Genomic DNA, 14,977 nt, shown 5'->3' with positions numbered 1-14,977 from the left:
ATATCGACTCAGCCGCCTTCCGGGCGGCCTTGTTGTTGAATTCCCTGACCTGTACTGCGCTATGACTTCTGCTGCCGATCTGTCCGCCCACACGCCCATGATGCGTCAATACCTTCAGCTCAAAGCGGAGGCTGGCTCGCATCTGCTGTTCTATCGGATGGGGGACTTCTATGAGATGTTCTACGCCGATGCCGAACGCGGCGCACGCCTGCTGAACCTGACGCTGACCAAGCGCGGTTCCTCCAACGGCGAGCCTATCCCCATGGCTGGTGTGCCTTTTCACGCCATGGAAGGTTATCTGGCGCGTTTGGTGGCCTTGGGCGAATCCGTCGCCATCTGTGAGCAGGTCGGTGACCCGGCGACCAGCAAAGGTCCGGTCGAGCGCAAGATCATGCGTGTGGTCACCCCCGGCACACTGACGGATGACGCCTTGCTGCCTCCCAAGGCAGACCGCCTGATTGCCGCCTGCACACTGATCAAGGTGCAACGTCAGGAAATGGTGGGGCTGGCCTGGATGAACCTGGCCAGTGGCGAGTTTCTGGTCAGCCAGTGCGAACCGGACATGCTGGATACGGAACTGAATCGTATCGGCCCTGTAGAACTGGTCTATCCCGAATCGCTGCGCCCTGCCCCGGAACTGCCGCAAGCCAGCTGCCACACCCTGCCGGATTGGCACTTTGCACAGGACGGTTCACGCGAAACCTTGCTGGACCATTTTGACCTGGATTCTTTGGCCAGCTTTGGTCTGGACGATCTGCCTGCGGCGACGGCGGCAGCCGGAGCCCTGCTGCGTTATGTCGGCAGCACACAATCTCAGTCCCTGGTCCACATCACCGCTATCCGCGTTCAGCACAGCTCGGACTTTCTGGTGCTGGATGCCGTCACGCGCAAGAATCTGGAAATTACCGAAACCATTAGCGGTGAAACCAGCCCAACCCTGTTCTCCACGCTGGATCATTGCCAGACCCCTATGGGCAGCCGTTTGCTGCGCCGCTGGCTGCATCACCCCTTGCGCTTGAACCACGCCGTTCAGCAGCGTCAGGATGTGGTGTCCCTGTTCTTCCAAACCCAGCAAAGCGCCAGCTTGAATGCAGGCGATCCTTTGGGTGTGCTGCGCCATGCCCTGCGCCGCTTCCCGGACCTGGAGCGTATTGCCACGCGTATATCGCTACGCAGCGTGCGTCCTCGGGAGCTGGCCAGCTTGCGCGATGCGCTGGTGACACTGCCTGAGCTACGTCGGGAGCTGGAACAGAACTTTGCTCAGTCTGAACACTTGCATGGGCATTTGTTAAGTCTGGCTCTGGACCCGGAGCTGGCTTCCTTGCTGCAGTCTGCCGTCGCCTCCGAGCCCGCCTTGCTGATACGCGATGGTGGTGTCATTGCCGATGGCTACGATGCGGATCTGGACGAGCTACGCAGCCTGGCCAGCGATAGCGGCGATGTGCTGGTGAAGATCGAAGCTCGCGAACGCGAGCGCACCGGCATTGCTACCTTGCGCGTCGAATACAACCGTGTGCATGGTTTCTTTATTGAAGTCAGTCGCGGTCAGGCCGACAAGGTACCCGACGACTACCGCCGCCGCCAGACACTGAAAAATGCCGAGCGCTTCATCACGCCTGAATTGAAAGAGTGGGAGGACAAGGTCCTGTCCGCCAAGGACCGCAGTCTGAGCCGCGAGAAGTTCCTGTTCGATGAATTGCTGGACAAGCTGCAAAGCTATGCAGGCCCCTTGGCCTTGTGCTCCAGCGCCCTTGCCGAACTGGATACCCTGTCCTCCCTGGCCTTGCACGCACTGGACAATAATTGGGTCGCCCCCGAGCTGACCGAGCAGGCTGGTATCTGGATTGAAGCAGGCCGTCACCCTGTGGTGGAGCACAGCATCGAGCGCTTCACGCCCAACCATTGTGAAATGCACGCGCAACGTCGCATGTTGCTGATTACCGGCCCGAATATGGGCGGTAAATCCACCTATATGCGTCAGGTTGCCCTGATTGCCTTGCTGGCCCGCATCGGTAGCTTTGTACCGGCAAGCACAGCCCGTATTGGTCAGATCGACCGCATCTTTACCCGTATCGGTGCAGCGGATGATCTGGCCGGTGGCCGCTCTACCTTCATGATGGAAATGACCGAAGCAGCAGCCATTCTGGCCGGTGCTACCCCCTACAGCCTGGTGCTGATGGATGAAATTGGTCGCGGCACCTCCACCTATGATGGTCTGGCCCTGGCCTGGTCCATCGCGCATCGCCTGCTCAGCCACAATCAGGCACTGACCCTGTTTGCCACGCACTATTTCGAAATCACGCGCCTGCCCAACGAGCTGCCTGCCGCCGCCAACGTGCACTTGGCCGCCGCAGAATCGGCCTCCGGCATTGTGTTCCTGCACGAAGTTCAGGAAGGCCCCGCCAGCCGCAGCTACGGGATTCAGGTTGCACAGCGCGCCGGCATCCCCTCCGCGGTCATCCGCCAGGCCAGTCGCGAGCTGAGCCGTCTGGAAGCACAAAACGATCCTAGCGCACAACTGGACTTGTTCAATGCAGGCAGCGCTCCGGAAGCCACGGTCGCCGAGCCTGATCCGACCACAGAAAAAGCACTGGACCTGCTGGATCAGTTCAAGCAACTGGATGTGGATGACCTGAGCGCACGCGACGCCCTGGATTTGCTGTACCGCTGGAAAAAAGAGATGAAGGCGGCGGGTTAAACAGTCCAGAAGGGAGCCCAAGAGGCTCCTTTTTTTATGTGGTTTTCCGAGGACCGTTGGCGAGCAGATCGACAATCAATCATTCTTAGACTCCTACCGTGAGTCAATCACTCTATATCGCAAGTATTTCTCTGGATTCTTTGCGCTGGATACGCCTGATACGCAGGCTAGCCATACACCGGGACGGGCCGGATCAGTTAAGCTACGGGCTAATTTAATTCTTGTTCGGGCAGTCCATGACTATCGACCAGCCATTGACCCTTTTGGGCGGCATCAGCGCGCATGAGTTCATGCAAACCTACTGGCAACGCAAACCTTTATTGATACGCGGCGCCATCCCTAATTTCAAGCACTCGCTGAGCATAGACAATATCCGCGAGCTGGTAACGCGTGAAGAAGTCGAGTCGCGCCTGATCATCCATGATGGCGAAGACTGGGAAATGGAAACCGGGCCTTTTGACGAGCTGCCGCCCGCCTCGCAGCCCAACTGGACCGCCCTGGCACAAAGCGTGGATCTGCACGACGACAACACCGCCGCCCTGATGCGTCAGTTCCGCTTCATTGGCGATGCCCGTCTGGACGACGCCATGATCAGCATTGCTTCTGACGGCGGTGGCGTAGGCCCACACTTCGACAGCTACGATGTGTTCCTGCTGCAAGCCCACGGCAAGCGTCACTGGCGTATCAGCCAGCAAAAAGACCTGAGCCTGGTGCCCGACCTGCCCTTGAAGATTCTGCGCAATTTCCAGGTAGAAGAAGAGTTCACGCTGGAACCCGGCGACATGCTGTATCTGCCCCCGCACGTGGCACATGACGGGATTGCAATGGGCGACTGCATGACGATTTCCATCGGCTTTCGCTCGCCTACCCAGGCAACGCTGGCCCGTGGTTTGATGGATGCCGCCTCGGATCAGTTGGCCGCCGCCAGTGGCGAAGGCTTTGGCTTGTATGCCGACCCACCGATGCCCATGCCCGAGAGCCTGCAGCAGCGCTACACCGACCCGGATGCCCAGGCCAGCACCACACCTGCCGCCTTGCCGGAGAAGCTTGTTCAGAAGTCGCTGGATGCCTTGAACGCCATTCGTTTTGACGAAGCATTGGCCTCACGGTTCCTGGGCGTCTGGCTGACCGAATTGCCCAGTAATAGCTGGTTCGACATTGCCGAAGACCCGGTTGATCTGCATGACCCCGAGCTGCCTGCAGGCCGCTTGGCTTTGGATCGCTGCTCGCGCATGATGTATCGCGGCGATGAGCTGTATATCAACGGTGAGGTCGCCTCCTGCCCCGCCAGCCCGGCCCTGAAACAATTGGCTGACCAACATGAACTCCTGATTCCCGGCGACAGTTTCGAAGCCCTGGATGAAGATGAGCGCGAAATGCTGAATGCCTGGCTGGATGACGGCTGGCTGCAGTTCAAGGAAAACTGAGCACTGAGCCACTAACTCTGGCGAGTTCAGAAAAAAAGCGGGGCAGCTTGCAGGCTGCTTCGCTTTTTTATTGCTAACACCTCAGGAATCGAAAAACCGATACATTTGCTGGTTGCAGTTGCGATTGCAGTTGCAGTTGCAGTTGCAGTTGCAGTTGCAGTTGCAGTTGCAGTTGCAGTTGCAGTTGCAGTTGCCACAGTATTTTATTCACGCCATCCAGCAAGAAAAAGCACTATCATGAACAACGCGATTCACAAGACGAGCAATTCGTCATAAAGCCACCATTAGTGGCTTTGCAGCCGAGCTTCAATCCTGCTCGGGCCACATTCAAAATCACGTAGCCACCCCGCTCAATCTAGTCAGGCACCTACCCAACTCAAAAGTGGTCTGCCCTACACCCAGAAAGCGTCCTATCTGGCCAGTCCATTTAATCGCTATAAATAGTGCTCGTTTGTCATCTCTCCTTTTGGAAAGCGCAGAGCACTATGTCTACCTCCCGATCGACCTCATCCTCTCTAGTCAGCGACCTGATCCCGCCTATCGTGGCCGGTCTGATCTCGGTCATCGTCAACTACGGCGGCACCTTTATTCTGGTTTTCCAGGCCGCCAAAGTAGCCGGCCTCAGCCCTGAGCTGACCGCCTCCTGGGTCTGGTCAATTTCCATTGGTGTGGGTGTTACCGGTTTGCTCTTGAGCTGGGTTTCGCGCGAACCCATCATCACCGCCTGGTCCACGCCCGCCGCTGCATTTCTGGTTACGGCTCTGGCCACCACGCCATATGAAGAAGCCGTCGGCGCCTACCTGATCTCGGCAGCGGCCTTTGTGGTCCTGGGCCTGTCCTCCTACTTCGAGCGCCTGATCCGTCTGATCCCCAACGGCATCGCTGCCGGTCTGCTGGCCGGCATTCTGCTGCAATTTGGCATTGGCGCATTTGGCAGCATGACACTGGACCCGAAACTGGCAGGTCTGCTGATTCTGGCCTACCTGATCATCAAACGCTTTTCCGCACGCTACGCAGTGGTCGGCATTCTGATCCTGGGCCTGAGCTTTCTGCTGCTGGAGCATCGCGTAGACCTGAGTGGCCTGAAACTGGAACTGGCCGCGCCGGTATTCACCATGCCAGTATTCACCCTGAATGCCTTGCTAAGCGTCGCCTTGCCTTTATTCCTGATCACGCTGACCGGCCAATACATGCCCGGCATGCTGGTCCTGCGTAACGACGGTTTTCGTACCAGTGCCAACCCGATAGTGTGGGTGACAGGGCTGGGTTCGCTGATCATGGCTCCTTTTGGCTCCCATGCCATGAACGTAGCCGCCATTACCGCCGCTATCTGCACCGGGCCAGAGGCGCACCAGGATCCTTCCAAACGCTGGGTTGCCGGGATTGCCGCCGGTGTGTTCTACATTCTGGTTGGCGTTTTTGGAGTAACCCTGGCCGCTGTATTCATGGCCTTCCCTGCAAGCTTTATTACCACGCTGGCGGGCTTGGCTTTGCTGGGCACCATCGGCGGCAGCCTGGCGGGAGCCATGGCAGACGTCAAATCACGTGAAGCAGCCTTGATTACCTTTTTGGCATCAGCCGCCAATATCACCCTGTTCGGGATTGGCGGGGCTTTCTGGGGCCTTGTGATCGGTCTGCTGGCGTACTTTATTTTGAATGGAAAGTTGCCGCAGCGGCAGAAAAAGGATGTGCCAACAGAAGGTTTACCTATTGGCACCAATGCTCGTTAAGTCTAGAAATCTAAAAAAAGCTGTGCGGTCTTACACAGCTTTTTTCTTACCAAGAAAAAAGCTGCTATTCGGCAGTGATCAAGCTGTCTTCCTTATCAACACGAAAAACGTAATCACTGCTTATTCAACTCAATCTAACCCAGGGCCAAAGTGCGCTTTTCTATGACAGTTCGGGCATAGAGCGATCGCGTTCTCAACGGTATCATCCCCTCCATGCGCCAACTGAATCCTATGATGCACCTCTAAGTAAGGCGTGCCGTCTGATTTTCGCTTGAATGGGGCTGGCTCTTTACACCCCTCACAGGTCCCCGATGCTCGCTCTAAAACCTCTGCTACCACATCAGGATTACGCCTGAACTCTGCAGATAAGACCCATATTCTCGAAGGTTTTTTACTTGCACTTCTGAGTCGTGCTTTGCGTTGCTCAGGTGTGGAGCGACGCGCAACCTCCACCTGCTTAGCTAACTCCTGTTTTGCATACGTGGAGTCTTCTACGACCTCTACCCTCTCGTCGTCTTTAGCCAGATCAAACCACTTAGACCCATCAGCTTCTCCAACCAAACCCACGTATTTAAAAACACCTTGATAACTGAATAAATCTTTTTCCCCACGCCTTACAAAGGTAAGAATCGGGATATTGGGATTACTAATGATCGATGCATTAGCTTTGAACTTCTCACTAAATTTTCCGCTAATACTTTTTAAATAGTATTTAAGTCTCGAAGGCTCCTGTATCCATTGATTGGCGTATTGCCCTCCAGATAAGGTCGCTTTGATGACCACTGCAGACGGCACTCCATCCGAGGTCAAAACGAACATCCCTCCAGCACGCGTATCGTAGTTACGCGCAAAAATCAGTATCTGATGAGAGCTATATTGCGTGCCAACAATAAAATCCGAAGGCCGCACTCGATCGTGAGCCCAAAACGAAAAACGTTTTTCAAACTCAGGAACAATATCCTCAAAAGTCTTTAGGCCTTGTCCATGCAAGGCTTGATAGACGGGATCATTAGAGCCAATTCGAAACCGATTTAAATAGCTCAGCAGGTCTCCGACTCTCTCAAATCGCTCCACCCAGATATCTACGCTACGCACTTTATTCTTTATTTTTTCATCCAGTAAGGGATGCTCTCGTGCGGGAATAAGAACATTATTTCGAATATAAAGGCGAGCTTCCTCAATAGGCGTCATTACATCTCCGTGCTGACAGCAAAAAACCATATTTTTATTAGGGATTACAACATTAGAGCATCTAGCACCTCACATCCTCTTCTCCCATTTTCAGACTGCGAACGCATCCGGTACTAAACACTCCCAAAAAATTCCAGGTACATAGCTTTAATCTCAGCCCACACTTTATTGTAAAAAATAGACACAATCCATAATTCAACACACCCCTTCTTATCCCATCCTCCCTCTACCTCCTGCAAAAAACCCTGTAAGAATTAATAGACACAATCTATTGACTGCCTTTTCTACGCTCAAGTGCTAGCCTGCGCTGGCTTTGATCTTCAGGAAACGGTGTCATGTTTGGCGATTTTGATCTTGCGTCACCCTATGCAGCTTATGCCCGTCTTCGTCAGGGGCCGCCTTTGGTTTGGGATGCGGATTTCTGCGGTGGGGCGTGGTTAGTTCATAGGCACAGCGATGTACAAGCCGCCCTGCGCAATCCCGATTTAAGTGTGCGGCGTGTTGGCGGGTGGGTGGCCCAGGCTGGCGCTGACCCCTCCCCTCGTCTGCAAGCCTTCAAGGGCTTGATGGCCAGGACGCTGGTCTTTCTGGACCGCCCCCGTCACACACGCGTCAGACGAGTAGTGAACGCGGCTTTTAGTGCGAAGGCTTTGGAAACCCTGCACAGCACGATTGAAAAGCGCGTTACGCATATCCACCTGGAGTTAAAAGACAAGCTGCGACACGGTTCAGTGGATCTGGTTGATGAGGTCTGTCGCCCGCTCCCCGCCTTGGTCATGATGGACGTGCTCGGCTTGGAGCAACTGCCTTTGTCTGTTTTTCAGGCCTGGTCAGAGCAACTGGCAGGCTTTATCGGACAAGCCACGCCGGATCTGCCTTTGCTGAGAAGCACCCAAGACGCTTTGCTGGATATGGCTGACTTTCTAGGCAACAGTGCCAATCTGCAAGAAGGCGGGTTGGCCTGGCGGCTTTTGCATGATGAGCAGCTTTCCCTTCAAGGCAGGCGCGAGCGCTTGGCACAGTCCTGTATGTTGCTCTTTGCAGGCTATGAAACCTCCCGGCATCTGCTTAGCTCCCTGTTTCAAACACTGCTGGCTGACTCCACAACGCTGCAGGACTTGCTATCGAATCCGCAGAAAATTCCTGCCGCGATCAAAGAGGTGCTGCGTCACGACAGCCCGATTCAGTACACAGCCAGACGTTTGATGCGCGACCAGCACTGGCATGGTCAGCATTTGCGCAAGGGGCAGTTGCTGCTTTTGCTCTTGGGCGCTGCCAACCGCGATCCGGCGGTGTTTGCCAATCCCGACGATCTGGACTTCAGCCGCAACAATCAGGCCGAGCTATCCATGGGACACGGAATTCATCATTGCCTGGGAGCCGGTTTGGTGCAGCTGGAAGCCAAGCTCGTACTTGAGCAATTCCTGCCTTTGCTCCCTCGCCTGCAAGGGACGCAAGGTGAGCGTATTCGACTCCCCGCCTATCGGGGCTGGAACCGCTTGCCGGTTCAATACCGGGCGGCACAGTCATGAGTGCCTTTCTCGCTCATCTGGATCAACAACTGGAGACTTTGAAGACCAGGAAACTGTGGCGCCAAAGAGCAATCAGCCGCCCCTTGCCAAACGCCCATATCGAACGCAATGGCCAGGTCTTGCTGAATTTCGCCGGCAATGACTATCTGGGCCTTAGTCAGCATCCACAACTCAAACGGCTAGAAGCACAAGACGTCGCCGGAGCGACGGCATCCCCGCTGATTTGTGGGCATCATGCGCTAGCTGAAGCACTGGAGCAGGAGCTGGCAGAATGGAGTGGCTTCGAGGCCAGCCGTCTTTTTGTCAGCGGTTATCAAGCCAGCCTGGGCGTGATTCCCGCGCTGATCGGAACGGGCGACACGATCTTTTGTGACAGGCTGAACCACGCCAGCCTGATTGATGCCAGCCGCCTATCCGGCGCTCGTTTACGTGTCTATCCCCATAGGGATATGGCACGGCTGGATGATTTGCTCGGCAGGCCAACACCAGGCTTCAAACTGGTGATCTCGGACAGCCTGTTCAGCATGGACGGGACAATAGCCCCGGTCGATGAGCTGATCGCCTTATGCGAACGCCACGATGCCTTGCTGTATCTGGACGATGCACATGGTCTGGGAATTTTGGGTGAGAACGGACGCGGAGCGCCTGAGCATTTCCAGCTCACGACCACGCAGCGGCGGCGTCTGATTTACCTGGGGACGTTTGGCAAGGCGGCCGGTCAGGGTGGTGCATTTATTGCCTGCTCCCACAAGCTGGCCGACTGGTTCACGCAATCCGCCCGCAGCTATGTGTACAGCACCGGCTTGGCCCCGGCGCATTGTGCGTCCTTGCTGGCCTGTCTGCAGCTGATCAAACAAGCCCAGCCCCAGCGGACCCTGTTGAAAGAGCATATCCAGACGCTGCAAACCTTGAGCCAGTATCTGCCCTGGCGTCTAGCTCCCTCCGATACGCCCGTGCAAAGCCTGTTGATTGGCGAGGTAGAACCTGCTTTGCAACTGGCCGAAACCCTCCTGCAAAAAGGTATTTGGGCACCGGCCATACGCCCACCTACCGTTCCTCGCCATCAAGCCCGATTACGCATATCCCTGTCTGCCGCCCACCGGCAACAGGACATTGAAAAACTGGTCCAGGCACTACATGAAGCCGCCCACTCTTTACGGTGATTTGCCATGAACTCAAACTCCTTTCCCCCTTTGGCCCAACGCAGCCTGCAAGCGGTCTGGCACCCTTGCACTCAAATGCAGCATCACGATCAAGGCGTGCCGCTACTGGCAATCAAACGCGCCCAAGGCGCCTGGCTTCATGATGCCGACGGCAACGCCTATCTGGACGCCATCAGTTCCTGGTGGGTGAATCTGTTTGGCCATAGCCACCCGCATCTGGTGCAAGCCATTAGCGATCAGGTTCAGCAACTGGATCACATCATGCTCTGCGGCCTGACCCATGAGCCGGTTGTGCAGCTTTCCGAACGATTGGCCGCCTTGAGCAGCCATCGTTTAGGCCATGCTTTTTATGCCAGCGACGGTGCTTCCGCGGTAGAGATTGCCCTGAAGCTGAGCGTGCACTACTGGCGCAACCAAGGCCAGGAACACAAGCACCGCTTTGTAGGCATCGCGCAGGGATACCACGGCGAAACACTGGGTGCTCTGGCCGTGACCGATGTGCCCTTGTTTCGGGAAAACTACGGCACACAGCTGGGCCAGCAATACACCGCAGCCAGCCCCGATCTGCGTCAAGCCACTAGCCCGGACGAACACACGCAGGTCACCGAAAACGCACTGCACTCGCTGGAGCAGATTCTGGATGGTCATCAGGACATTGCCGCCGTCATTCTGGAGCCGCTAGTGCAATGTGCGGCTGGCATGCACATGCACTCCCCCGACTATCTACGCGGCGTGCGCGAGCTGTGTGACCGCTATCAGGTGCATTTGATTCTGGACGAGATTGCCGTGGGTTGCGGCCGTACCGGCACGTTCTTTGCCTGCGAGCAGGCCGGTATCTGGCCTGACCTGCTGTGCTTGTCCAAGGGAATTACCGGCGGCACGCTGCCCTTGTCCGTAGTGCTATCCAGCCCCTCGATTTATCAAGGGTTTTATGACCAGGACTTGCGCAGGGGCTTTCTGCATTCCCATTCTTATACTGGCAATCCCCTGGCCTGCCGAGCCGCGCTGGCCACGCTGGACTTGTTCCAGCAATACCCCGTCTACGAGCTGCAAAAAACGCTGGGACAAGCACTTGATGAAGGTTTGCATAGACTGAACCGGCACTATCCCAAGATGCAGCATCTGCGCCGCTGCGGGGTAATCTGGGCCTTTGATCTGGACACGGGCCCAGCTCGCTACGATCACCAGGGCTTTGCCCGGCGCTTTTACCGCTCTGCCTTGCAACAGGAACTGATGCTACGCCCTATCGGCAATACGGTGTACCTGATGCCCGGCTATCTCTGGGGCACAAAAGAGGTGGAGCATTGCCTGCATGGGCTGGGTCGTCTGCTGAAGGAATACGCATGAGGGCCTGCTTTGTGACGGGCACCGATACGGAAATTGGCAAAACGCTGGTCAGCTCGGCTTTACTTCATTTACTAAGCCAAAGCGGCGCACGCACGCTCGGCATCAAACCCATTGCTTCGGGGGCCGTAGAGGTAGAAGGACGTTTACAGAACGAAGATGTGGATGCACTGGCGCGGCATTCCAGCCTGAAGCTCGCTCCCGAAACCCTGACACCGTACTTGTTTAAGCCCGCTGCGGCACCCCATATTCTGGCTGAACAAGCAGGAATCGAAATAGACCCGGCTCTGATCAAAACAACGGTTCAAACGGTGGCGGAGCAAGCCGATTATGCAATCGTTGAAGGAGCAGGAGGCTTCATGCTGCCCTTGGGGCAAGGGCGGACAGGCATAGATTTAGCGCAAGTCTTGCAACTACCTGTGGTGCTGGTTATCGGTCTACGTTTGGGTGCCTTGAATCACGCTTTGCTGACGGCTCAAGCCATACGCGCCAGCGGCTTGAACTTGCTGGGCTGGGTCGCCAACCACATAGCGCCGGAGATGAGTTATGCCCAGGAGAACCTGCAAACGCTGCATGACTATCTGCCGAGCCCTTGCCTAGGGGTCATTCCAAGACTGAATGCCACCACACTGGATGATCGTATCCAGCAAGCAGCGCAATATCTACGCTCGCCATGGGGGGATAAGAACTAGGCGCTTTGCACAAGGCTTATAGAAAGTAGCTACCTACGCTACCCAAAAATGCCACTCCCAACAGCAGACACACTGCGCCACCCAAGGCAAAGCGCAAGGCCGGGTTAGTGGACCAGGCGTCCAAACAGCTATTTAGCAAACGTTGACGCCATGTCCCCGACCCTGCCGCGCCTGCGGCTTGCCGGGAGTTTGCACGCAAACGACTCAGATGCTCCTCGCTGATTCCATCCATGGCTTCCCACTCCAGCTTCCAGCGCAAGAAGGCGGCCTGATGCTCGGGATCAATGGACAACCAGGCCCGGAACGCAGACTGGCTGCGGGCATCGTTCTGATGTTTGGGGTCGTGCTGTTTGAGCAGCCAGCTCAAGGCTTGCTCGTCAATGTGCTGCATGTGTTCATCCTTAGACATACGAACCAGCCGGACGCGGCACTGCCCCGTCCACCCGATTGAGCGGTGCCGGATTATGGCGGCACGCCAACATGGCCATGCGGATATAGTGCTCAACGACTCGGGGGCTGGTGCCCATACGAGTCGCGATTTCTCTGTAGTTCAGGCCCTCGAAGCGATGCAGCACAAAGGCCTCACGACGACGACGAGGCAAGGCCTCGATCATGGCCAGCATACGAGCACCCGGTTCTGAAGGAGCGTGAGCAGAGGCTTGTGTGCCACGCAGCATACGCAGGCAAAAACTTAAACCGTTACGGCAAAACGATTTCAGCATGGGCCACTCCCTAAAACACATTAAATGATAATGGTTCCTATTATCTTTATAGTTTTAGAGAAAGTCCAGCCCTGCTCAAGAAAGATTAACTCTGCTCACAAAATAAAAGATGGCCCCCCCCTCAAGTCTTTGCCAAAGAAAGGCTTTGCACCATTTCAGGGAGCACCGCAATCCAGGCGCTACAAACAGAGCGCAGCGCAGCCTGGAAAAGAGACTGTATCCTTTCAGGAAATGCTCTCAACGACCTCTTCTTCTGTAGAGGGAAAGCCAGCGCTAATCGCGCTGACCTCGCCAGATTCCGGGCCCCTATTGGCTCCTCTTCGACAAGAGAAAGAGAGCCAAAGTAACTCAGAACGGAGCTAGTGCATAAAAAAAGCCCTGGCATGAAACCAGGGCTTTTTCCAGACGGCCCGCAGGCCGACTCAAAACAATCAGTTGCCGGGGCGCAGATTGGTAGACAGCACATTGATGATGCGCTTGGCTGTCGGCGTGGTCTGCTCCTGACCTTGCTGATCCAGCACCGTTACGCGAGTGCCAGCACCTTGGGCGCTCAACTTGATGCGGAAGGGTGTGGCTTCGGCGGTGTTGCGGCTGCCGAAGATGCGGCCAATGATGTTTTGCTGCTCGATCTTCTCGCCGGTATCCGAATCCAGATAGCGGATGAAGAACTCGCCAGCGGAACGGTCACGATCCTCAACCGAGAAACCGGCGGAGTCGATGGCTACGCCAACACGACGCCATGCACGATCAAAGGACTCGTTCAGCATCAACTCAGCCTGATCGCCCTTGTCCGACGCCTGGACCTGAACGCTGGAAGGATCCTTGGAAGCGTTGGCTACTTGTTCACGTGCTGTTTCAATATCCGAGCCCAGGAAGACCATCATGCGAGCCAGCATGGCCGCATTCAGACCTGGATCTTCTTTGGCGAACACCCATTTAAAGGCGGAACCGTCTGCCGTTGGTGTTTCTTCCATGTGCTGGTGGGACACATAGATTTCGGTCTTGTTGCCGACGCGCTCAAAGCGGGTACGAAAGCGGTCACGTTCGCCGCTATCAAAGACCTGGTCAATGATGGAACCCAAGGCACTGCGTATCCAGCTTTCTGGAATCTTGGCACGGTTTTCAGCCCAGTCGGTCTGAATCAAGCCGGCACGGGGATCCTGGGACTGAATGGTAAAACCATGCTCACCCCAGAAATCGACGATGCGGGGAAACAGGTCTTCCACGGGGCGGTCTACGACCAGCCAGCGCAGATCGCCATCGCGCATCACCTTGATGGCATCAGACTGGGGCAGGATCGTATCGGCACCGCCCTTGGCCTGCTGCGCGGTTTGACCTTGCGAGTAGACCGAGTAAGACGTGGCACCTTCTGGCGCACGGTAATGTGCGTCACGGTTGGCCTGGGTCAGATCCGGCGGAATGCTCAAGGGATCGCCTGCTACCGTACTCTTGTAATTAACCGACTCGCCCTGGCCCATAATCTGGTCCATCGTCGAGCAGCCCGACAGCACCAACAGGCTCAAAGACAGCCCGATCAGGCTTTTATTAACTGGCTTTGCAATCATGGAAGAAGATCCGCAAGTTTCAAAGATTGACGCAGCAACTCGTGATGCTGTGCATTTAACGGCGTCAATGGTAAACGATATCCCAGCTGAGTAAGGCCCATTTCTGCAACTGCCCATTTCACGGGGATGGGGTTAGCCTCAACAAACAGGTTCTTGTTCAGACCTGCCAGATAGGCATTCAAACGGCGTACCGTCGGTACGTCCATATCCAAAGCGGCCTGGCACAACTGGCTCATCAGACGTGGGGCCACGTTGGCTGTCACGGAGATATTGCCTTTGGCGCCCAGCAAGATATACGAAGCAGCGGTAGGATCATCGCCGCTGACCACTATGAAATCTTCGGGGGCATCACGCAGCAGCAAGCCGCCACGAGCCAGATCGCCCGTTGCGTCCTTGATACCGATGATGTTGGGGATTTGAGCCAGACGCAGCACGGTGTCATTTTGCAGATCGGCCACAGTACGACCCGGCACGTTGTACAGGAACTGCGGCAGATCCACCGCTTCTGCAATGGCGCAGAAGTGCTGGTACATGCCTTCCTGAGTAGGACGGTTGTAGTAAGGCACCACTGACAAACCGGCGTCTGCACCCACTTCCTGGGCGTGACGCGACAGTTCGATGGCCTCGCGAGTGGAGTTGCCACCCACACCGGCAATCACGGGCACACGGCCAGCCGCGTGTTCAACGGCTACCTTGATCAGTTCAGCGTGCTCATCAACCGACACCGTGGGCGATTCGCCCGAGGTTCCAACGACCACCAGCACACGCGTTCCTTCCTGAATGTGCCAGTCGATCAGCTTTCGGTAAGCGGCAAAATCCAGACCCCCATTGGGATCCATGGGTGTAACAAGGGCAACCATGCTGCCCTGAAAATTGGAAATAGCAGAGTCCGAACTTGCCATGATGAGATGAA

Annotated in this window: 12 protein-coding genes; 7 read left to right on the top strand and 5 right to left on the bottom strand. The window is 56.0% G+C overall.

Annotation, left to right across the window (positions count from 1 at the left end; translation table 11 throughout):
• The first annotated feature begins 61 nt into the window (after nucleotides 1-61).
• The 3 genes from mutS to ACU6HM_RS10590 all read left to right on the top strand — a co-directional run bounded on the left by mutS (nucleotide 62) and on the right by ACU6HM_RS10590 (nucleotide 5,855).
• On the top strand, nucleotides 62-2,698 hold the full coding sequence (mutS, locus tag ACU6HM_RS10600; protein WP_446763777.1) for a DNA mismatch repair protein MutS: 2,637 nt from the start codon (nucleotides 62-64) through the stop codon (nucleotides 2,696-2,698).
• A 236-nt stretch (nucleotides 2,699-2,934) separates the two neighbouring features.
• Nucleotides 2,935-4,125: a JmjC domain-containing protein gene (locus ACU6HM_RS10595; protein ID WP_446763776.1), complete on the top strand. Its 1,191-nt coding sequence runs from the start codon at nucleotides 2,935-2,937 to the stop codon at nucleotides 4,123-4,125.
• 485 nt (nucleotides 4,126-4,610) lie between these two features.
• Entirely contained in the window at nucleotides 4,611-5,855 is a 1,245-nt protein-coding gene (locus ACU6HM_RS10590; RefSeq protein WP_035270927.1) for a benzoate/H(+) symporter BenE family transporter, read from the top strand.
• 129 nt (nucleotides 5,856-5,984) lie between these two features.
• On the opposite strand, the gene ACU6HM_RS10585 is transcribed toward ACU6HM_RS10590, so the two are convergent.
• The gene (locus ACU6HM_RS10585; RefSeq protein ID WP_336972802.1) at nucleotides 5,985-7,046 is read right to left on the bottom strand and encodes an HNH endonuclease; all 1,062 of its coding nucleotides are present in this window, start codon (nucleotides 7,044-7,046) and stop codon (nucleotides 5,985-5,987) included.
• 335 nt (nucleotides 7,047-7,381) lie between these two features.
• Between ACU6HM_RS10585 and ACU6HM_RS10580 the strand changes: the two genes are divergently transcribed.
• The 4 genes from ACU6HM_RS10580 to bioD are packed head-to-tail and all read left to right on the top strand — an operon-like array spanning nucleotide 7,382 to nucleotide 11,777.
• Nucleotides 7,382-8,578, top strand: a complete 1,197-nt coding sequence (locus ACU6HM_RS10580; RefSeq protein WP_336972800.1) for a cytochrome P450 — start codon at nucleotides 7,382-7,384, stop codon at nucleotides 8,576-8,578.
• Complete coding sequence (locus ACU6HM_RS10575; RefSeq protein ID WP_336972798.1) at nucleotides 8,575-9,741, top strand: aminotransferase class I/II-fold pyridoxal phosphate-dependent enzyme; 1,167 nt, start codon at nucleotides 8,575-8,577, stop codon at nucleotides 9,739-9,741. Before ACU6HM_RS10580 ends, ACU6HM_RS10575 begins: the two co-directional genes overlap by 4 nt.
• A gap of 6 nt (nucleotides 9,742-9,747) precedes the next feature.
• On the top strand, nucleotides 9,748-11,088 hold the full coding sequence (bioA, locus tag ACU6HM_RS10570; protein ID WP_250756810.1) for an adenosylmethionine--8-amino-7-oxononanoate transaminase: 1,341 nt from the start codon (nucleotides 9,748-9,750) through the stop codon (nucleotides 11,086-11,088).
• A complete protein-coding gene (gene bioD / locus ACU6HM_RS10565; protein WP_250756809.1) occupies nucleotides 11,085-11,777 on the top strand; it encodes a dethiobiotin synthase in 693 nt (230 codons plus the stop codon). The genes bioA and bioD overlap by 4 nt, the downstream gene beginning before the upstream one ends.
• 16 nt (nucleotides 11,778-11,793) lie before the next feature.
• Here bioD and ACU6HM_RS10560 read toward each other — a convergent pair whose 3' ends face one another.
• The 4 genes from ACU6HM_RS10560 to dapA all read right to left on the bottom strand — a co-directional run bounded on the left by ACU6HM_RS10560 (nucleotide 11,794) and on the right by dapA (nucleotide 14,966).
• Nucleotides 11,794-12,168 (bottom strand): FecR/PupR family sigma factor regulator, encoded by a 375-nt coding sequence (locus tag ACU6HM_RS10560; RefSeq protein WP_022983511.1) that lies wholly within the window; start codon nucleotides 12,166-12,168, stop codon nucleotides 11,794-11,796.
• A gap of 10 nt (nucleotides 12,169-12,178) precedes the next feature.
• Nucleotides 12,179-12,499 (bottom strand): sigma-70 region 4 domain-containing protein, encoded by a 321-nt coding sequence (locus ACU6HM_RS10555; RefSeq protein ID WP_250756808.1) that lies wholly within the window; start codon nucleotides 12,497-12,499, stop codon nucleotides 12,179-12,181.
• Between the two features lie 431 nt (nucleotides 12,500-12,930).
• Nucleotides 12,931-14,064, bottom strand: a complete 1,134-nt coding sequence (gene bamC / locus ACU6HM_RS10550; protein WP_009457893.1) for an outer membrane protein assembly factor BamC — start codon at nucleotides 14,062-14,064, stop codon at nucleotides 12,931-12,933.
• Nucleotides 14,061-14,966 (bottom strand): 4-hydroxy-tetrahydrodipicolinate synthase, encoded by a 906-nt coding sequence (gene dapA, locus ACU6HM_RS10545; RefSeq protein WP_446763775.1) that lies wholly within the window; start codon nucleotides 14,964-14,966, stop codon nucleotides 14,061-14,063. The genes bamC and dapA overlap by 4 nt, the downstream gene beginning before the upstream one ends.
• Nucleotides 14,967-14,977 lie beyond the last annotated feature (11 nt).

Source organism: Alcaligenes sp. RM2, from assembly GCF_052931795.1.
This window is presented reverse-complemented; position numbering and strand designations above follow the sequence as displayed.

What these genes read in the sequence shown, in the direction of transcription:
- ACU6HM_RS10580 (WP_336972800.1), top strand. Translation starts at nt 7,382, where the DNA reads ATGTTTGGCGATTTTGATCTTGCGTCACCCTATGCAGCTTATGCCCGT.
- ACU6HM_RS10560 (WP_022983511.1), bottom strand. Translation starts at nt 12,168, where the DNA reads ATGCAGCACATTGACGAGCAAGCCTTGAGCTGGCTGCTCAAACAGCAC.
- bamC (WP_009457893.1), bottom strand. Translation starts at nt 14,064, where the DNA reads ATGATTGCAAAGCCAGTTAATAAAAGCCTGATCGGGCTGTCTTTGAGC.
- ACU6HM_RS10575 (WP_336972798.1), top strand. Translation starts at nt 8,575, where the DNA reads ATGAGTGCCTTTCTCGCTCATCTGGATCAACAACTGGAGACTTTGAAG.
- bioD (WP_250756809.1), top strand. Translation starts at nt 11,085, where the DNA reads ATGAGGGCCTGCTTTGTGACGGGCACCGATACGGAAATTGGCAAAACG.
- ACU6HM_RS10595 (WP_446763776.1), top strand. Translation starts at nt 2,935, where the DNA reads ATGACTATCGACCAGCCATTGACCCTTTTGGGCGGCATCAGCGCGCAT.
- mutS (WP_446763777.1), top strand. Translation starts at nt 62, where the DNA reads ATGACTTCTGCTGCCGATCTGTCCGCCCACACGCCCATGATGCGTCAA.
- ACU6HM_RS10590 (WP_035270927.1), top strand. Translation starts at nt 4,611, where the DNA reads ATGTCTACCTCCCGATCGACCTCATCCTCTCTAGTCAGCGACCTGATC.
- ACU6HM_RS10585 (WP_336972802.1), bottom strand. Translation starts at nt 7,046, where the DNA reads ATGACGCCTATTGAGGAAGCTCGCCTTTATATTCGAAATAATGTTCTT.
- bioA (WP_250756810.1), top strand. Translation starts at nt 9,748, where the DNA reads ATGAACTCAAACTCCTTTCCCCCTTTGGCCCAACGCAGCCTGCAAGCG.
- dapA (WP_446763775.1), bottom strand. Translation starts at nt 14,966, where the DNA reads ATGGCAAGTTCGGACTCTGCTATTTCCAATTTTCAGGGCAGCATGGTT.
- ACU6HM_RS10555 (WP_250756808.1), bottom strand. Translation starts at nt 12,499, where the DNA reads ATGCTGAAATCGTTTTGCCGTAACGGTTTAAGTTTTTGCCTGCGTATG.